Genomic DNA, 18,700 nt, shown 5'->3' on the forward strand with positions numbered 1-18,700 from the left:
TATATGACGGACAAGTCGATTAAGGAGTTAGCTCTCAGCGTGGGTCGTCCAGTTGAGAAGCTGCTGGAACAGGTTCGTGATGCGGGTTTACCACAAACTAAACCTGACGATATTATCTCCACTGAACAACAAAATGCCCTCGTTAACCATTTGAAAAAAGTTCATGGTCAGGATGCGGGCAATGCAGGACAAATCACGTTGAAACGTAAAACTACCAGTACTGCTAAAGTGGCGAGTACATCGGGCAAGGCAAAAACGATTAATGTAGAAGTTCGTAAGAAACATACATTTGTTAAACCGGATCCTGAGCAAATTAAAGCTGAAGCATTAGCGAAAGCACAAGCTGACCAACAAGCACGTAAACAGGAACCTAAGGTTGAAGCGAAAGCTGAAGAACCGAAGCAACAACCAGTATCTAAAGCGAAACAAGCTTTAGAAGCAATGCGTGCTGCTGCGAAGCAAGAACATGCGAAGCAAGAAACACCGAAAGCTGCGGTTGTTGTAAAACGTAAGTCAAACAACAAGCCAATTACAAAACCTGTTGAAACTCTAGAACAGAAAAAAGCACGTGAAGCTCAAGCAGCACAATTGAAAGCTGTAGAAGAAGCGGCGCGTCGTAAAGCCGCTGAAGAAGCGCAACAACGTACGCTTGAGCAAATGCGTCAAATGGCGTCTAAGTATTCTAACGAAGACACTACTGCGACCATTCGTGTTGTAGATGATTCTCCGCTTGCTGCCGGCCTTGTAGGTCAGGCATATGAAGATTCATTTGCGAAAGAAGACCGTGAAATTAAACGTGGTACCAATACCAACAATTCACGTTCACCTAAAAAAGGTGGTCGTCGTGGCGAAGAGCAATCTTTCCGTGATAACTCACATAAACGTGGTTTAAAAACAAGTCAAGCGAACAAGCATGGCTTTGAAAAACCAGTTAAAAAACAAGTTTATGATGTTGAAATTGGTGAAACGATTGTTGTTGCTGACTTGGCTGCGAAAATGGCGGTTAAAGTTCGCGAAGTTATCAAATCACTCATGAAAATGGGCGAATTGGTTACTCAAAACCAAGCGATTGATCAAGAAATTGCAGCACTTGTTGTTGAAGAAATGGGTCACAATCCAGTACTTGTTTCGGATACACAAGCAGAAGACAACTTACTTGAAGCAGCTGAAGAAGCGCGTGGTGTCCAAACCACTCGTCCGCCAGTTGTGACAATTATGGGTCACGTTGACCATGGTAAAACATCACTTCTTGACCGTATTCGTCGCTCTAAAGTGGCTGCAGGTGAAGCAGGTGGTATCACACAGCATATTGGTGCTTACCATGTGAAAACTGAAAAAGGTATTATTACTTTCTTAGATACACCGGGACACGCAGCATTTACTGCAATGCGTTCACGTGGTGCGAAATCTACAGATATCGTAGTGTTGGTTGTTGCAGCAGATGATGGTGTTATGCCACAAACTGCGGAAGCGATTGACCATGCACGTGCAGCAGGTACGCCAATTATTGTTGCTATCAACAAAATGGATAAAGAGTCTGCTGATCCAGATCGCGTATTGAATGAGTTGACGACGAAAGAAATCGTACCTGAGCAATGGGGCGGTGACGTTCCAGTAGCAATGGTTTCTGCGCACAGCGGTGCAGGTATCGACGAGCTTCTAGACTTGATCTCAATTCAAGCCGAACTTCTTGAGCTTAAAGCATCTGAAGAGGGTGCAGCACAAGGTGTTGTAATTGAAGCACGTGTAGACAAAGGGCGTGGTGCGGTAACATCGATTCTTGTTCAAAACGGTACATTGAAAGTGGGTGACCTTGTTCTTGCAGGTTCGTCATACGGTCGTGTACGTGCGATGACAGATGAAAATGGTCAACGTATTAAATCTGCTGGTCCTTCGATTCCTGTGGAAATCTTGGGTCTACCAGAAGCGCCAATGGCAGGTGATGAAGTTCTTGTTGTAAATGACGAGAAAAAAGCACGTGAAGTTGCTGATGCGCGTATGGATCGTGAACGTCAAAAACGTCTTGAACGTCAATCTGCGATGCGTCTTGAAAATATCATGGCGTCTATGGGCAAGAAAGATGTGCCTATTGTCAACGTGGTATTGAAAACAGACGTACGTGGTACTTTGGAAGCATTACACGTTGCACTTGCTGAACTTGCAACTGATGAAGTGAAAGTACGTATTATTGGTTCAGGTGTTGGTGCGATCACTGAGTCTGACGTAACACTTGCTGAATCTTCAGAAGCGGTTCTTCTCGGCTTTAACGTACGTGCTGATAATACTGCACGTCAAAAAGCTGATGCTGATGGTATCGACATTCGTTACTACTCGATCATCTATCAATTAATTGATGATGTGAAAGATGCGATGAGCGGTAAATTGGCGCCTGAACACCGTGAAACAATTCTGGGTGTTGCTGAAGTACGTGAAGTGTTCCACTCAAGTAAATTCGGTGCTGCTGCAGGTTGTATGGTACTTGAAGGTACATTACACCGTAATAAACCGATTCGCGTATTACGTGATGACGTGGTGGTATTCCAAGGCGAGCTTGAATCTCTTCGTCGCTACAAAGATGTGGTTGAAGAAGTTCGTGCCGGTATGGAATGTGGTCTTGCGGTGAAAGGCTATAAAGACATCAAAGCACAAGATAAGATTGAAGTGTACGATGTTCAATTAATTAAACGGAGTCTTTAATGGCGGGTAGTCAACGTCTGAAGCGTATGGCGGATACAGTACAACGTGAGTTGTCAGAACTGATCCGTCAGGAGCTGAAAGATCCACGCTTAGGTGGTCTCGTGACCATCTCTGCCGTGAAGGTGAGCCCAGACTTAGGATATGCCGAAGTTTATGTGACTGTAATGGGTCGTGAGCTAGGCGATGAGCAAAGTGAAGCCGCAAATAAAGAGACTTTAGATGTCTTGAATAAAGCATCTGGTTTCTTGCGTCATGAACTAAGCCGTCGTATCAAAACACGTATTACGCCACGTTTGCGTTTCCATTACGACAAAACAAATGCTTATGGCAACTATATGTTTGGTCTAATTGCGGAAGCAGTCAAGGACTTACCTCCTACTGACGAAGCAAAAAAAGATGATGAATAATTCAGTTTGCTGAATGAAAAAAGCCACCTTTGGGTGGCTTTTTTATGTTTGAATAACGGTAATTTAAAAACTCAATCACTTTAAAATTATAATATGCCAATGAAAGACAGGTCGAACATGATATTTAATCCGCCAATCTGTAAAATAATGAATTGAAAAAAATAATCCTTTTGAGTAGCGCATTATTTATTACTATGCCAAGTTGGGCATGTTTAAATACCTATGTAGAAGATTTTTATACATCTGATTCACAAAAAGAAAATCAACGCGAAGAACATCATGACGAGAAATTGAATAACTTTGTATCAAGGCATCCTAGCCCAATAGACTATCAGGCAGAAAATGATTATGCCGTACATCAGATCTACGCAGGCCGTTACGATTTAGCCATTAAAGTTTTACGTGCAATTGGAAATTGAGCATCCAAGTTTACCGAAGACGGCAGTGAATTTAGGCACAGCTTATGAGTTGATCGGCAATATTAAACTGGCCAAAAATTGGATTGCAGAAGGTATGAAGCGTGATCCATCGATACATCTTGGCAGTGAATGGATTCATCTGAATATTTTAACAGCCAAAGAAAAAGTGCGACAGCAAAATATTTTCATGAATATCTATTGTTGAATGTATATTATGTAACAGGCTATGTTCCTGATGGACATTGGAGTGATCAGCGCAAACCCACAACAGCGGAATACGATGCCATACGAGAACAGGTCAGCTTACAAATCAGTGAGCGGAAGAATTTTGTTTCAAGACAGGATGCCGTGATGGCACAGCTGTTTTATGAATTGGCGAATCTTGAGATGAGCCAGAATCAGCCTGGCTGGTATAACAATTTTCAAAGTAGTTTTGAGACTAACTTACTGATTGATTTAGCTAGGCAGTATGGTTTAAAAAAAACACCTTATAACCAAAAACGTTTGCAATATATGGCTCAAGGGAATGTAATTGAGAAATTATGGATGAAAATTAAAGACTTTTGGGCTATAAGGGATAATCAAACTGGATCTAGATTTAATCCAGATCCTCCGGTTTTGAATGGAGTTTAGAGTGAAATGCACGGCGCCGAGTTCGCTGCCAAGGAAGAGGGCGATTCAGAGCTTCTGGTGCATCACCACTCATCGAGCGCAGTCGTAAATGTAATGCCGCTTGTGCCATGAGGTTTGCAGAAACCGGTGCAGTGATAAAAGCAAAAAGCGTGATCAGGATTTCTGCAAATCCAAAACGGCCTTGAAATGCTGCATAAATAATTGCAGCAATTAGAAAACTTCCTAAGCCTAAGGTGCTCGATTTGGTCGGTGCGTGCAGTCGCATAAATAAGTCGGGTAGGCGAACCATGCCAATACCGCCGACCAACATGAAAAAAGCGCCAATCACCAAAAAAATCGAGACCAAAATTTCCATGACTAATTGCATATTAAAGGACTCCTAGTCGATGACGTGGCCAGTAGTGAAATAACGCGCTAAAGCAGCTGTAGATACAAACCCCAGCATGGCAACCAATAAAGCCCCTTCAAACATTGATGTACTTGCCCAATAAATACCTAAAATGACGATTAAGCAGGTGGCATTTAAGAACAAAGTATCTAAAGCAAGTAGTCGGTCCACAACTGAGGGTCCCATCACCAAGCGGATGAGGCACAGTAACATCGAGATCGTCACCGCAACTAAACAAATGCCAAGCGCATAAGGTAAAATTGTCATGCAGACTCTCCTGTATCAGCGCCAAAAATAAGGATGAGAGGGCGCTCATAGCGCTCTTTAATGGTTTGAATTTCTGCTTCAGGATCATCCGTGCTCAGAGCATGGACCAAAATATCACCACGGTCTTGGTCAATTCCGGCAGACACCGTACCGGGTGTCGTGGTGATGATCATCGCAAGCAGAGAATTGACTTCTTCATGCTGTGTATCGAGAGGAACACGGAACCATTTCGGATGCAATTTATGTGTCGGACCAAGGACGAGTTTTGCAACATGGATATTACTGACAATAATATCCCATAACACCACAAAGAATAATTTACATGCTGCCAGCCAGTTGATATTCGGTGTTCGATCAATAAAAGGGCGAACCATTCGCGGAATAACAATTGCTAAAACCAAGGCCATGCATAGTGTGGCTGCATCTAAACTGTGCGCTAACATCACCCAGCTCAGACCAACCATGACTGATACCAAAGGATGCGGAAACCAGCGATTAAATAAAGATAGTGTCGCCATGTTAAGGCACCTCCATTGGTTTCAGCTGGGTCTCTTCAGGCAATTTTTCTTCTTGTTGCTGTCCCTGAATTTGGCGTCGCTTATATTCAGAAATATGTTCGCCATTTAGGGTTTCAGGCGCAATCAATGCAGGGATGAGGTGTGCATTTGGATCCGCTGATTCGCCACCATATTTGGTTTCAGGTAAATTTTCAGGATCATAAGGTTGAACACTGATAATTTGACCTTCTTTATCCTTTTTCAATAGCAACGATTCATATAATGGGTTGTCTTGAATTTGCTGCGCAGTCTTGTAGGTATAGTCATAGATTGGTGCAGCAAAGACCATATATCCCACAAGCGCTGTTAATAGTAGATAAATGGTCTTGTCATTGCGTAGCGGAGCCTTATTCGGCAAAGCCTGATAACGTTGATATTCTTCAGTATCAATATCATCTTCTGGACGAGATGAACGCCAGAAAAGTACAAAACCAGCGCGGGTAAATGCCATGATACTGAGTAAACTCACCAACAAAACAATTAAAATAATCATGATTTGGTAAGGTGAATTGGCTGTTGCTTGTAAGATAAATACTTTACCCAAAAAGCCGCTAAATGGTGGTAGACCAGCCATCATCAACGCAATGATGAAATAGCAGACAGCAACTGTATTATGCTGTTTCATGCGGGGCGCAAGTTTAAAATGATCTTTAAATTCGCCGCGTTGTGAGGTAATCCAACCCGATAGAATATAAAAAGCTGCACCAATAATGGTACTGTGAATCAGGTAATAAAGTCCTGCAGCCCATGCATCCGTATTAAAGAGTGAAATCGCAACCAATATTGTACCGATAGAAGACAAAATCATAAAACCGACAAAACGACGTAAACGATCCGTTCCGATTGCACCATAAGCACCATAGAGCGACGTCACTAAACCAATCGGTAATAGCCACTGCTGTAAGATTTCACGGCTAATCCCATCGTCAAACACAGTGCCATTAACACGGAGAATGGCATAGATGCCGACCTTGGTCATAATGGTGAACAAGGCTGCGACAGGAGTGGTTGCCACAGCATAGGTCTTTGGTAACCAGAACCCTACAGGCAGCATTGCTGCCTTGATGCCAAAGACGGTAAACAGTAACAATGCACCAGCTACAGCAATACGATGTTGATCCGCTTCAAGCAAAGGCATAAGTCGTGCAACATCTGCCATATTTAAGCTACCTACACTGCCATAAATCATCCCGAGTCCGATCAGGAAGAGAGCAGAGGCAAATAGGTTAATGGTGACGTAATGAATACCCAATTGAAAACGTGCTTTGCCTTGGCCGTGTAAGAGCAAAACGTACGATGCCATCAACAGGATTTCAAAGAAGACAAATAGGTTAAATAAATCGCCTGTTAGGAATGCACCACACAAACCCATCAGTAAGAAATGGCACATGGCATGGAAATAACGACCACGCTCATCCCATTCTTTGCTGGCAAACCACATCACTGGCACAGCAAGACCATAAGTCAGCACCAACATGAATGCTGAGAGTCGATCTAGAACTAAGACAATACCAAACGGTGCGGCCCATTCACTCAGGTTATAAACCAAGACTTGGCCAGAGCTGGCGATCATCAAATAACTGATAGATGTGATCAGCCCAAGGATGCCAGAAACATAGCTGATTCCACGACGCCAAGGTTGTCGCCAGTCATGTGCCAACGAGCCAGAGCCGGGGTTGCCCAACAGGACTAAAATAAATGCAGTAATTGCAGGAATTAAAATACTGAAAATCGGGCTGTGGGTAGTCCAAAATTGGATGAAGTCATGCATTATGGCTCATCCTCCCGCGGGTCAATTTGCGGTATTTCTTCTTTGGAGTCCACATGATCTGTTCCGGTTTCATAGCGGCTACGCAGAGCCAATTGTACGATAAACGCAGTGGTCGCAAAGCCAATCACAATGGCGGTTAGGACCAAGGCTTGTGGTAAAGGATCGGTCGCTTTGGTTGTTTCCGTTAACACAGCCGGTGCGTTGACATGAATACGTCCCATGACAAATAAAAATAAGTTCACAGCATAGCCAATCATGGCTAAACCCAGCACGACAGGAAAGGTACGTGCCCGCAAAATCAGGTATACCCCTGTTGCGGTCAGTAAGCCAATGGCTGAAGCGAGTAAAAATTCTAAACTAATCATCTTATTCGCCTCTTGGAACTGGACCAGACATACTCGAGTGACGCGAGTCGCCTAAGACGGAAATCATTAACATCGTCGCACCCACAACAGTGATGTAGACACCTGTGTCGAAGAGGGCAGCGGAGGCAAGGTGCATTTCACCTAAAATGGGTGGTGAGACATAGATATGAGCACTGGTCAGGAATGGGCGGCCCCATAGCCAAGCAGCGATCCCTGTCAAACCCGCAATGGTTAAACCAATACCAATCCACACTTCATATAAGCGACCTGATTTTGCACCAATCAATTGTTCAGCACGGTCTTGACCGAGCGCGATATATTGAATCACTAAGGCTAAAGAGGTAATTAAACCTGCAATAAAGCCACCGCCAGGTAAGTTATGACCCCGTAGGAAAATATACAGACTGATCACCAAGGCCAAAGGCAAAATCCAAGATGAGGTAATACGGAACATCAGTGGCGACGGATTAAAACGATAGGTCAGACCTTGCGTAATGGTGGTGCCATGAGCACGCATACCATCCATCATGCATAGCGTACCAATTGCAGCAATTCCAAGTACGGTAATTTCACCAAAGGTATCGAAACCACGGAAGTCCACCAAGATCACGTTGACCACATTGGTACCACCACCAAGTGGGATAGACTGCTGCATGAAGAACCATGAAATGGAGTTATGATCACGGGTCATGATCAACCATGAAATCCATGCGATCCCTAGACCTACAATAATCGCAATCAATGCATCTCGCCAACGACGTGACACGCTCGACTCATAAGGGGTGAGCTGTGGTAATAACGATAAGCTCATGAGTAAGAGCACGGTGGTCACCACATCAACAGTAATCTGTGTCAACGCCAAATCTGGAGCGGAGAAACAGATAAATACCATGGTCACAACTAGACCGACTGCACCACTGATGAGGACGGCTTTAATCCGTTCATGGTGGAACCAAAGCATCATCCAACATGCAGAGAATAATAATAGCCACAGAACGATTGCGATGACCGGTGCATGTACCAGTTCACGACTGCCTGTGCCGATGCCTTGCAGCCAAAATGGAACGATGACGATGGCTACACTAAAGATTAAAATCCACAATAAATAGCTTTGTAATTTGCCATTTTCAGTAAAGCGACGGAATTTTCTTGAGCTGAGTAAAAGATATTTTAAAAATAAGTCGAACAGCACTTTACCTTGCAAACGACCCAAAAATGGATCTAAGTCGATCCGCCGTAATTTGCCGCCCTTTGCCAATGCGAAGTAGAAAATTAAACCACCCAATAGTGCTATTACACTCATCAAAAGCGGTGCATTTAAACCATGCCAAATCGCTAAATGTGTACCTTCAAACGCAGGGTTTTGAATACTCGCACGTGCTGTGCTGTTGACTATATGCTCAACCAATAGGGCAGGGAATAATCCAACTAAAATACATAAAGCAGCCAGTAATGTTGCTGGTGCGCGCATACCAAACGGTGGTTCATGTGCTTCTTTATTGGGAATTTCTTTCCCCAGTGGACCATCAAAAAACACCCCGTGAACTAAACGTACTGAATACGCGACAGCAAAGATACCGGCAAAGGTGGCAATGATGGCTGATACGATCATCACAGGCCCAGTCAGGTTGGCTAAAAGCTCAGTAAAGAACATCTCTTTAGAGAGGAAACCATTGGTTAATGGGACACCTGCCATAGAGGCTGCAGTGATCATGGTTAGCGTTGCGGTAAACGGAAGTAATTGCCATAAACCAGAGAGTTTTCGTAAATCACGTGTGCCTGATTCGTGGTCAATAATCCCCGCGATCATAAATAGGGCTGCTTTGAAGGTCGCATGATTAATGATATGGAAAATGGCAGCCGCAACTGCGAGGGGAGATCCGATCCCGAGTAAGCAAACAATCAGACCTAAATGGCTGATGGTGGAATAGGCCAAAAGCCCTTTTAAATCTTCTTTGAAAATGGCAAAAAAGGCCGCCATATATAAGGTAAATAAGCCAATAAAGGTGACCAAGTTGTGATACAACGCAGCGCCTACAAAAATCGGTAATAAGCGTGCAAGCAGGAAAATTCCGGCTTTCACCATCGTGGCAGAGTGTAAATAGGCCGAGACGGGGGTCGGTGCCGCCATAGCATTTGGCAACCAAAAATGGAAAGGGAACTGCGCACTTTTGGTAAATGCCCCCATTAATATTAATAGCAGTGTGGGTACAAAAAGCGAGTGCTGCTGAATTTGGCTACTCATCGTTAGGATTTGATCAATCTGATAGGTGCCCGTGATTTGCGCCAACAGAACAAAACCACCCAGCATACATAAACCACCCATACCTGTAATGGTCAAAGCCATTCGAGAGCCACGCTGAGCTGCGTCGTAATTACTCCAATAACCAACCAAAAGGAAAGATGAAATGCTGGTAAGTTCCCAGAAAATAAGCAATAAAATTAAATTATTAGACAATGAAATGCCGAGCATGGCAGCCATGAACAGCATCAATAAAACATAAAGTTTACTGAGCGAATTCTTTGGACTTAAATAATAGTAGGCATAGATATAAATTAAGGTGCCAATCCCAGTAATGAGCAGGGAGAACAACAAGCCCAGTGCATCGAGACGGAAACTGAAATCAATGCCAACTTGAGTGAGCCACGGCCAAGTTTGAATGATGGTTTTGCCATTAAAGACATCTTGAGCCTGACTCAATAATAAAACTAAACTGCTGAGGCTGACGCCAATCGCCCCTAAAGCTGTTACCCCGCGAGAGAATTGCTTCAACCACGAGACAAGTGTTGTGCCTAGTATTAACGGTAACAATATAATAATCGGTAGCACACTCGTATCCATTGTCATGATTAGGCGGTGAAACCTAGGTGTATTTCATCTTTCAAGGATTACAGGACAGCAAAGAGCAGTCCAAAAATTCAATCTTGAAAGCCATGTGTGTCAAAAAAAATTAAAAACAAGCTGTGTTGCGCAACTCGTGAAGCGATAGCAATTTCCGATGTTACTATGAAAATTGCAAATAAAACCGATCATATTACATGCGTAAAACAACATCAATCTTTTTTATGACCCACTTACACATTATACGCCTGACGAAACTGTCTAGACATCTATTGCGGCCTTATTGCTGAATATTTAAACATCGAGGCTATGGATTACACTCAGTCAATCAACCTCAGTATTTTTAACTCAGCGGTTGGATCGTAATGTCCTGATCACCTCGCTGTGATAAAGCCCTAACCAATTCTTGTTGCTGTTGCTCGGTCAGTTGTGTCTGAATTAATTGCAACATGTGTTGGATGGTATCCGGATGGTTCAGCGGCTCATTTAATTCAGTCTCTTCAGTTTTAGGTGGAAGCGATGGTTTAGATCCGAGTTGCAACTGCTGATAAATTTGATCATAGGTTTCTTGTAGTTTTTCAGGCTGAATTTCACTGAGCTTTTTATTCTGTAATTGTAAGCACTGAAAGCGAGAAGCCTGTTCCATCAGTTCAGGACGGTTGCCGCTGGCAATGATTTGGAGTCGTGGAAACGCTTGATTTAAACGGGTTAAAATCACTTGAGTCATGTTTTGATCGAGTTGGTGGTCTATGGCGTCGATCAATAAAATACCGTCACCTTCTTGGCACGGATATAAGCTATGAGGATTGAGCAGACAGAGGCGACGCACAATATCACCAATTAAGGCCACAAGGTTGCGTACACTATTTGATAGCTGTTGGAACAACATATCTTTGCCTTGATAGCAGACCATTAACTGTAATTTGGGGTGATATTGCAGATAAATATTGGTTACCTCGGGCAACACGGTCTCTAAGGCTTGTTTTAATGATCTGAGTGACGGCGCGTGTAGATCGGCCTGAGCTTGTGCTAGTTTATGCCCAAAAAGAGGCGTGTCTGATGCGTTGGGTATATCTGCTTGGGTTTTAGGATGTAATAAATTTTGAATTAATTCGGCACTTTGTGCATTTTCAATGTCGGATATTTCTCGAAACCACTCAAAAAAACGAATAAACGTGGTAAAGGGAATGGCCGATATTTCATAAGCATGCGAAGGCTGAAAAATAGCAGGATTATTTTTATTGAGAATATTCACATCGTTGACGAAACGTTCAGCAGGGTAATAGGCAATGAGTGGCAACCCTTGTAACGGATCGGCTTTGAGGGCTTTTTGATACAGCGCAACCATCGATTCTAATTGCTGTGTTTCAGCCTTACTGAGACCGACGCCTTGACTGTTTAAGGTTTTGTACAATTGCCATGAACAACATTGTGGGTCTTGGTCTTGTTGATCACTTGAAAGCTGAAATGAGCCAATGTCTTCGGGAAAACTGACTTGAATATCAAGTTTCGATTGCAGGCGATTTAACATGATGTCTTGATCGAGCATCACCACGCCTGCGGTGCGTAAATCTTTATAACGTGCAGCGAACCAAGTGAGGGCCTGATAACTAAAGCGTAGTAGGGAGGTTTTTCCAGAACTTTGATCACCCAAAATTAAGGTGATCGGCAGATCGTGGTAATTAAAATTGAGGGTGATATCAGTAAAATGAAGGGTGTGCTTGAGTTGGATCGATTGTAATTTCATGGTGCACCTTTTACTGATTTATTGTTTATTCACCTTTTTCATCATACTAGCTGACCGCTTGTGCCAAAGATTTGGGCATTTGACGTTTTAAGTGCTGCATCAAGTCATAAATATGATGGATATTTAAACTTACTTTAGCACGTGTGCAAGCCACGTAAAGTAACCGTAACTCTTCGTCACTAATTTTATAATCTTTATCGTTGAGCTTAAATTGGTAGTCATCTTCAATATGTACCCGATCCCATTCTAAACCTTTGGCTTTATGGGCGGTCGAGATGATGTAGTCGGCTTGATCAATTGGGGTGATTTTCGCCAGCGCCTTTTTCAGTGGGTCAGTACCGTGGTCATCGACCAACTTCACTAGCGGTTTAATATCGCTGCCGTCGTTGGTTTCACAATATTCATGCACATCATGCCATGAGTTAAACCACGCAAGCTCTGGGACATCGACTACGCGCTTGCCTTGCTTGAGCATGGCTGCAGCATCGACAAAACGATTGAGTCGCGCATGATCTGCTTGCAGGCTAACTTTTTCGCCCTTAACCAAACCCGCCAATAACAGTTCCATCGCACGTGCATTGGTACGACATAAAATGGCATCGCGCATCTTGGTATGTGGTTTATTGACCACTTTAGAGTTGAGCTGCGGATTACCCAATAAAGGCACGGTTTCGTTCAATGCGCCCAGTAGAGCATTGGCGTTCAAGGCAATTTCTTCACCAAAACGGAAAGACGTGGTTAAACGGGATTCGGGTAAAGGGAGTTGCTGCATGGCATTGACTGCGCCACGCCATGCATAAATTTGTTGATGCGCATCGCCAACATAGATGACTTGAGTATTCCGCTGTTTCAGTAAAATCCCTAGCATTAGCGGGTCAGCATCTTGAGCTTCATCGAACAGCACATAATCCGCAGGAATATTCGGTTCAGACAAAGCCCAAAGTTTTAAATAAATATCGTGTCCAATCCCTGCTGCATGATTCGGATCAATCGACTCTAACCAACGACGTTCAATGGCAGGATACAAATGCTTTTGTAAGCTTTCGATATCGTCCGGATGCAGCCAACTCGGTGCTTGTAGATGTCGTGGGGCAGGGTATTGCGAACTGGTCGAACAGAAATAACTGACAGCGTTTGCCACCAGACTTGCCAAACGCGAAGGCATGAGTACATATTTTTCATAACGACCGCCCATCATACGACGTAAGGTGATCGGTTCTAGTCGATATTCTTTAGCAATAAAGCTCGGACTTAAACGTGGTAGACGCAGTTTGTCAGTCACTCCACGTGGAACACTACGATAAGCCAATGAGTGGAAGGTTCGACAGTCGACATTTTGATGAAAACGATTCTGTGCTTCGGTGGCAATGGCTTTGTTAAAGGCCAAGTACATGCCACGCCGCTGAGGCATGGCATCACTGATCATTTGCAGTGTGGTTGTTTTACCTGTGCCAGCATAGGCAATCACTTTAAATGATTTACCAAGACGTGCGTTATCTATGGCAGTGGCCTGCTCATAGGTCGCGGTCGGTTTTTTAAGATCTGGCACGGTTGCGTCTTAGTGCTGACGGTTGGCTTTTTCAACCAAACCAGAAAGGCCTTGACGACGAGCGAGTTCGTTAAGTACCAATTGAGGATCAATATCGAAATAACCCAACATCACAATGGTATGGAACCAAAGGTCTGCTACTTCGTAAATCAAATCGTTTTTGTTGTCTTCATTGGCTTCGATTTTGAAATCTTTAGCGGCAATGATGGTTTCAACACTTTCTTCACCGATTTTTTCTAAAATTTTATTCAGGCCTTTATGGTAAAGCTTTGCCACATAAGAGGACTCAGGATCAGCTTGTTTGCGTTCAGCCATCATTTTACCTAAGTAGTCGAGTACTTCGACTTGCTCAGATTGCGCATTGGATGCATTCATCGCAAGGGTATGCGGATTTGCTGATTTTGCACCATAAATTGCAGCCGGATCTTTTAATTGCGCATCGACAATTTCCCAGCCATTGGCAGTAAGCTTGCGGTAGAAGCATGACTCACGGCCGGTATGGCAGGCAATGCCGCCATGCTGTTCAATTTGTAGCACAATCACGTCAGCATCACAGTCCAAACGGATTTCATGTACGGTTTGGAAATGGCCAGATTCTTCACCTTTGTGCCATAGCTTATTGCGTGAACGTGAAAAGTACACCGCCTGATTTTTTTCTGCAGTTTGCGCCAACGCTTCACGGTTCATCCATGCCACCATCAATACGCGCCCGCTTTGATGATGCTGTGCAATAGCAGGTACTAAGCCTTGTTCGTTAAATTTTACTTCATCGAGCCATTGCAGGTTGTTCATGAGGATTTCACCAATTCAAAAATCAAAAAATAAATGCCGCAGCATTTGAGCAGCACTATAGTGTAAGCCATCAAGAGAATGATGGGGAGTTAATTCTTAATCAAATTTTAAATTGCGCAGTTCAGCCGCAGAATCATCTGCAGGCTTTCGGGCAATGTCAGCATAATTCATTTGCCCAAATGCACCCGTTTTTAAGCCGGAAATTCTAATCGCCATTTCTTTGCGGAAAAACGGCAGCTGATACATAGCACGAAATGAAAAATCACGGAGCGGTGCTGTCCAGCGATGATGTGATTGATAAAAAGGAGTCAGCAAGCGACTAAAAAATTGGTAAAATCGCACGGAGGGCAACCGTAGCTGATGATACTCCTGCCAGAGGTTTTGCAGTGAGGAGTCCTGTTGATATTGAAGCAGAGCTTGACTGATGGCCCATGCATCGAGCAAAGCCATATTGGCGCCTTGTCCAAGCTGTGGACTCATGGCATGAGCAGCATCGCCTAATATGCCGATACGACCTTCACCAAGTTTGCTCAGCACCACATCACGATAATTGGCAGATAGCCATTGCTGCGGATCATCTGGATGTGGAATCACATGCGCTAACCATTCTGCAACACTCGGCCAGCGTTTTGAAACTTCAAGCAACCATTGCTGCTGTGCGTTCTTGGTTTTTAAGAATCCCTCTAAATCTTCTGTAGGCAGACTCCAGAAAATGCTCGAAAGGCGCTGTTCAGGCTGTGTTGGAATTGCTCCCGTTGGCATCACACCCATCATGATATTGGAACGGTCATAGAACTGATGCAAGATCTGCGGATTGAGTACTTCGCATTCAGGCACGATGATCCACTTCGCCCCCCAAGGATAGGCTTGGTTGAGCTTTTCCCACGCTTTAGGACGTAAATGGCTGCGTGCACCATTGGCAATCAGCACGAGATCAAACTGACGTTGAAAAGATTGATCTGCGAACTGCCCAATTACGTTTATACCCTCACTGGATTCTTGAAGTTCATGCACTTCATGCGCCATGCACCATTCAACGTGTTGAGGATATTCACCGACTTTGGATGCGAGGACATGACAGAGTGTGGCACGGTGAATGCCGAGCCCATATGAACGGTCATCGGCTTGACGATAATGACTGTTTATCAGCAAGTCGCCGCCAGCCAGTTGACCTTCAAGACCAGTTACCACAGCGCCAAGGCTTAAGGCATGTTCCAAAATGCCTAAATGTTCGAAAACTGCCAGGCCGGCAGGTTGTAATAATAATCCTGCACCCACAGGTTCAAGTTGTGAGACTTTTTCATATAAGCAGATCTGATGGCCTTGAGCAGCAAGCATTGCTGCAGCAGCTAATCCTGCTGTACCTGCACCGATGATGGCAATATTTTGAGTTTTCATTGTTATAAAAGTTGATTTTATCTCAGCCCAATGTAGCAAAGTTGTCGTATAAAACCCAATAAAAAAGCCCTCATAAGGGCTTTTTTAGGGATGCATCAGGTCTTACCAATGTTCACCAGGGAATAGGCGAGCATATGCTTTTTGTACCCAATTGAGTTTTTCTTGCTTACCAATAGACGCTGAAGAGCTTGGGAACAGGTTATAACCAATCGACATGAGTTTATTGTTAATGTCAGGAGCAATGGAGTAGGTGATCGAAGCCAAACGGCCCAAATTGGTCGCCACTTTCTTCGGACGTTTCACGATGGCATAGGCAATCAGGTCAGTTGCTTGTTCTGGAGAAAGCGTTGGAACATATTTATAAATTTTGGTTGGGGCGATCATTGGCGTGCGCACCAATGGCATGTAGACCGACGTGATGGCAATATTATGCGAGTGAACTTCAGCACTTAGGCAACGGCTGAAAGCATCTAATGCGGCTTTAGATGCAACATACGCAGAGAAGCGCGTTGCATTGGCCAATACACCAATCGAACTGATGTTGATGATATGACCTTCACGGCGAATCATCATTTTCGGCAGTAAATTCATCACCAAACGTACCGCGCCAAAATAGTTCAACTGCATAGTACGTTCAAAATCATGGAAACGATCAGTTGATTCATGCACGGCACGGCGAATAGAACGGCCAGCGTTATTAATTAAAATGTCAATATGATCGACGGAAGCGAGAATTTGTTGTGCCACAGCATCAATGGATTCCATATCATTGAGGTCACATGGGAAAACATCGGCTTTACCGCCAGTGGCTTCAATTTCAGCTTTTACGGCATCAAGAGTTTCTTTGGTACGTGCAACCAATAGAACATGTGCGCCTGCGTTGGCAAGGCGATGTGCTGTGGTTAAACCGATACCACTTGATGCACCGGTGATTAAAATGGTCTTGCCGTTGACACGGTCAACGAAACGTTTCTCAAGTCTTGAATTCACGATGAGGTTCCCTGTTAAATCAGTTTTATTGTATTCATTTATCGGCCCGACAATGCTATGTGCAGGGCTGTTTTAAGTCAGCGGTATGATAGCGTTTTATTTAAAAAAAGCCATATGATAAGTAATTGATAATAAAATAATATTTAGAGTTTTTACTCTAAATTAAAATCCCTATTTACTCATTTTTTAACACATAAATATGTGAAAGAGAAGTGCTTTTATCCACATCGTTGCAACGTAAAAAAGTCGATTTTCAAGATAAATAAAATTGTAAATAAATATAGAAGCAGGGCCATAGATGCGCAAAATTGAAAGGCGGATAATGTGGGGGTGGTTATTTAATTGAAATGGAAATAAAAACAGGCCTTAAAAATAAGACCTGTGGATTGTGCACTTGTGGTTTAAACAGCAGCTAAGGCTTGCTCTAAGTCGGCAATCAAGTCATCTGCATGCTCGATCCCAATCGATAAACGAACCATATCAACGCTGACACCGGCTGCTTTGAGTTCATCTTCATTGAGCTGGCGATGTGTCGTGGTCGCAGGATGGCAAGCTAAACTTTTGGCATCACCAATATTCACAAGGCGAGTAAATAACTGCAACGCATCGATGAAACGCGTGCCGCCTGCAAGGCCATCTTGAACTCCAAATGAAAGAATCGCAGATGGTTTGCCTTTGACATATTTTTGCGCCAAAGCATGCTGAGGATGGTCTTTTAGGCCAGCGTAGTTGACCCATTTTACTTTTGGATGCGCTTGTAAATATTCCGCCACTTTTTGCGCATTTTCAGTATGACGCTCCATGCGCAGGCTTAAGGTTTCCAAACCTTGTAAGATTAAGAATACATTATGCGGGCTGATCGCAGCGCCTGTATTACGCAGTGGGACCACGCGCGCACGGGCAATGTAGGCTGCGTCACCTAAAGCTTCGACATAATTGACCCCGTGGTAGCTTGGATCAGGGGTGTTGAGTGATTTAAAGCGTTCAGGGTATTTGCCCCAAGGAAATTTGCCGCTATCGACGATGATGCCACCGATCGAATTACCATGACCGCCAATATATTTTGTGAGTGAGTGCACCACGATGTCGGCACCAAATTCAAATGATTTTTGCAGAACAGGTGTGGCAACAGTATTGTCTACGACTACAGGTATGCCAAATTCATGCGCAATTTTCGAAATTGCTTCGAGGTCAATAATATTGCCCAATGGGTTACCAATAGATTCGACAAAGACCAACTTGGTTTTGTCATCGATGAGGCTACGCAGCGCTTCAGGGTTTTGATAATCAAAGAAGCGAACTTCAATGCCTTGTTTCGGCAGGGTGTGGGCAAACAGGTTATATGTGCCGCCGTACAGGGTCGAAACAGAAGCGATATTGTCGCCCGCTTCAGCAATGGTTTGAATCGCATATGTAATGGCAGCCATACCTGATGCCAACGCCAGTGCGCCTATACCGCCTTCGAGCGCTGCAACACGCTGTTCAAGTACCGCCGTGGTTGGATTCATAATGCGGGTATAAATATTACCCTGAACTTTTAAGTCAAATAAATCAGCACCATGCTGCGTGTTATCAAACGAATATGAGGTGGTTTGATAGATCGGAACTGCAACAGCTTTGGTGGTTGCTTCCGGGGTATACCCCGCGTGAATTGCTAAAGTTTCGTCTTTATATGTCATGATTACATCATCTAAGTGAGCTAATTTTTTAAATAGTCTATCATTTATATATATGAATAAAAGTGCTTTATTTATAAAATGAATATCATAATTATTCATATTGTTGAAAAATTTTCAGCTAAAGATGAGCGAAATCATGCTTAAAAACGCATGTTTAAATTTTGTTCGCCATTAAACTTGTAACAATGCATTGAAGGCG

Annotated in this window: 17 protein-coding genes; 5 read left to right on the forward strand and 12 right to left on the reverse strand. The window is 43.6% G+C overall.

Translation table 11 applies throughout. From position 1 onward, the window contains the following. Window positions 1-3 precede the first annotated feature (3 nt). From infB to MST18_RS01390, 5 genes are all read left to right on the forward strand, one after another. Window positions 4-2,697 (forward strand): translation initiation factor IF-2, encoded by a 2,694-nt coding sequence (infB, locus tag MST18_RS01370; RefSeq protein ID WP_111884116.1) that lies wholly within the window; start codon window positions 4-6, stop codon window positions 2,695-2,697. Further along, complete coding sequence (locus tag MST18_RS01375; protein ID WP_078189413.1) at window positions 2,697-3,104, forward strand: ribosome-binding factor A; 408 nt, start codon at window positions 2,697-2,699, stop codon at window positions 3,102-3,104. The genes infB and MST18_RS01375 overlap by 1 nt, the downstream gene beginning before the upstream one ends. A gap of 170 nt (window positions 3,105-3,274) precedes the next feature. Beyond that, window positions 3,275-3,523, forward strand: coding sequence for a hypothetical protein (locus MST18_RS01380; RefSeq protein WP_180024266.1), 249 nt, complete (start codon window positions 3,275-3,277; stop codon window positions 3,521-3,523). After that, the gene (locus MST18_RS01385) at window positions 3,507-3,728 is read left to right on the forward strand and encodes a hypothetical protein (protein ID WP_180024267.1); all 222 of its coding nucleotides are present in this window, start codon (window positions 3,507-3,509) and stop codon (window positions 3,726-3,728) included. Before MST18_RS01380 ends, MST18_RS01385 begins: the two co-directional genes overlap by 17 nt. Then, window positions 3,653-4,156 carry a hypothetical protein gene (locus MST18_RS01390; protein ID WP_180133244.1) on the forward strand — a complete coding sequence of 168 codons (504 nt, stop codon included), beginning with the start codon at window positions 3,653-3,655 and terminating at the stop codon, window positions 4,154-4,156. The genes MST18_RS01385 and MST18_RS01390 overlap by 76 nt, the downstream gene beginning before the upstream one ends. Here MST18_RS01390 and MST18_RS01395 read toward each other — a convergent pair. From MST18_RS01395 to MST18_RS01450, 12 genes are all read right to left on the reverse strand, one after another. Beyond that, complete coding sequence (locus MST18_RS01395) at window positions 4,122-4,523, reverse strand: Na+/H+ antiporter subunit G (RefSeq protein WP_180024269.1); 402 nt, start codon at window positions 4,521-4,523, stop codon at window positions 4,122-4,124. The two genes, MST18_RS01390 and MST18_RS01395, sit on opposite strands and share 35 nt — an antisense overlap. 12 nt (window positions 4,524-4,535) lie before the next feature. Next, the gene (locus MST18_RS01400; protein ID WP_078192553.1) at window positions 4,536-4,811 is read right to left on the reverse strand and encodes a monovalent cation/H+ antiporter subunit F; all 276 of its coding nucleotides are present in this window, start codon (window positions 4,809-4,811) and stop codon (window positions 4,536-4,538) included. Next, on the reverse strand, window positions 4,808-5,329 hold the full coding sequence (locus MST18_RS01405; protein WP_111884121.1) for a Na+/H+ antiporter subunit E: 522 nt from the start codon (window positions 5,327-5,329) through the stop codon (window positions 4,808-4,810). The genes MST18_RS01400 and MST18_RS01405 overlap by 4 nt, the downstream gene beginning before the upstream one ends. A gap of 1 nt (window position 5,330) precedes the next feature. Next, window positions 5,331-7,139: a monovalent cation/H+ antiporter subunit D gene (locus tag MST18_RS01410; RefSeq protein ID WP_180133243.1), complete on the reverse strand. Its 1,809-nt coding sequence runs from the start codon at window positions 7,137-7,139 to the stop codon at window positions 5,331-5,333. Continuing rightward, window positions 7,139-7,504, reverse strand: coding sequence for a Na+/H+ antiporter subunit C (locus MST18_RS01415; protein ID WP_078189407.1), 366 nt, complete (start codon window positions 7,502-7,504; stop codon window positions 7,139-7,141). The genes MST18_RS01410 and MST18_RS01415 overlap by 1 nt, the downstream gene beginning before the upstream one ends. A 1-nt stretch (window position 7,505) precedes the next feature. Then, entirely contained in the window at window positions 7,506-10,346 is a 2,841-nt protein-coding gene (locus MST18_RS01420; protein WP_180133284.1) for a monovalent cation/H+ antiporter subunit A, read from the reverse strand. 343 nt (window positions 10,347-10,689) lie between these two features. Continuing rightward, window positions 10,690-12,093 (reverse strand): AAA family ATPase, encoded by a 1,404-nt coding sequence (locus MST18_RS01425; RefSeq protein ID WP_180133242.1) that lies wholly within the window; start codon window positions 12,091-12,093, stop codon window positions 10,690-10,692. Window positions 12,094-12,139: 46 nt separating this feature from the next. Continuing rightward, window positions 12,140-13,642: a UvrD-helicase domain-containing protein gene (locus tag MST18_RS01430; RefSeq protein ID WP_111884125.1), complete on the reverse strand. Its 1,503-nt coding sequence runs from the start codon at window positions 13,640-13,642 to the stop codon at window positions 12,140-12,142. Between the two features lie 9 nt (window positions 13,643-13,651). Continuing rightward, window positions 13,652-14,434, reverse strand: a complete 783-nt coding sequence (gene hisIE, locus MST18_RS01435; RefSeq protein WP_078189402.1) for a bifunctional phosphoribosyl-AMP cyclohydrolase/phosphoribosyl-ATP diphosphatase HisIE — start codon at window positions 14,432-14,434, stop codon at window positions 13,652-13,654. A gap of 96 nt (window positions 14,435-14,530) precedes the next feature. Further along, the gene (locus MST18_RS01440; RefSeq protein ID WP_180133241.1) at window positions 14,531-15,832 is read right to left on the reverse strand and encodes an NAD(P)/FAD-dependent oxidoreductase; all 1,302 of its coding nucleotides are present in this window, start codon (window positions 15,830-15,832) and stop codon (window positions 14,531-14,533) included. A 102-nt stretch (window positions 15,833-15,934) separates the two neighbouring features. Next, on the reverse strand, window positions 15,935-16,822 hold the full coding sequence (locus tag MST18_RS01445; RefSeq protein WP_180024275.1) for an SDR family NAD(P)-dependent oxidoreductase: 888 nt from the start codon (window positions 16,820-16,822) through the stop codon (window positions 15,935-15,937). 401 nt (window positions 16,823-17,223) lie between these two features. After that, window positions 17,224-18,501, reverse strand: a complete 1,278-nt coding sequence (locus MST18_RS01450; protein WP_180133240.1) for an O-acetylhomoserine aminocarboxypropyltransferase/cysteine synthase family protein — start codon at window positions 18,499-18,501, stop codon at window positions 17,224-17,226. Window positions 18,502-18,700: the final 199 nt, after the last annotated feature.

The sequence above is a fragment of the Acinetobacter sp. YH12068_T genome, assembly GCF_024606005.1.
Taxonomy (GTDB): Bacteria; Pseudomonadota; Gammaproteobacteria; order Pseudomonadales; family Moraxellaceae; genus Acinetobacter; species Acinetobacter amyesii.

Bases quoted from the DNA above. Each gene is read 5' to 3' on its own strand.
- infB (WP_111884116.1), top strand. From the start codon at position 4: ATGACGGACAAGTCGATTAAGGAGTTAGCTCTCAGCGTGGGTCGTCCA.
- MST18_RS01375 (WP_078189413.1), top strand. From the start codon at position 2,697: ATGGCGGGTAGTCAACGTCTGAAGCGTATGGCGGATACAGTACAACGT.
- MST18_RS01390 (WP_180133244.1), top strand. From the start codon at position 3,653: ATGGATTCATCTGAATATTTTAACAGCCAAAGAAAAAGTGCGACAGCA.
- MST18_RS01395 (WP_180024269.1), bottom strand. From the start codon at position 4,523: ATGCAATTAGTCATGGAAATTTTGGTCTCGATTTTTTTGGTGATTGGC.
- MST18_RS01400 (WP_078192553.1), bottom strand. From the start codon at position 4,811: ATGACAATTTTACCTTATGCGCTTGGCATTTGTTTAGTTGCGGTGACG.
- MST18_RS01405 (WP_111884121.1), bottom strand. From the start codon at position 5,329: ATGGCGACACTATCTTTATTTAATCGCTGGTTTCCGCATCCTTTGGTA.
- MST18_RS01410 (WP_180133243.1), bottom strand. From the start codon at position 7,139: ATGCATGACTTCATCCAATTTTGGACTACCCACAGCCCGATTTTCAGT.
- MST18_RS01415 (WP_078189407.1), bottom strand. From the start codon at position 7,504: ATGATTAGTTTAGAATTTTTACTCGCTTCAGCCATTGGCTTACTGACC.
- MST18_RS01420 (WP_180133284.1), bottom strand. From the start codon at position 10,346: ATGGATACGAGTGTGCTACCGATTATTATATTGTTACCGTTAATACTA.
- MST18_RS01425 (WP_180133242.1), bottom strand. From the start codon at position 12,093: ATGAAATTACAATCGATCCAACTCAAGCACACCCTTCATTTTACTGAT.
- hisIE (WP_078189402.1), bottom strand. From the start codon at position 14,434: ATGAACAACCTGCAATGGCTCGATGAAGTAAAATTTAACGAACAAGGC.
- MST18_RS01440 (WP_180133241.1), bottom strand. From the start codon at position 15,832: ATGAAAACTCAAAATATTGCCATCATCGGTGCAGGTACAGCAGGATTA.
- MST18_RS01450 (WP_180133240.1), bottom strand. From the start codon at position 18,501: ATGACATATAAAGACGAAACTTTAGCAATTCACGCGGGGTATACCCCG.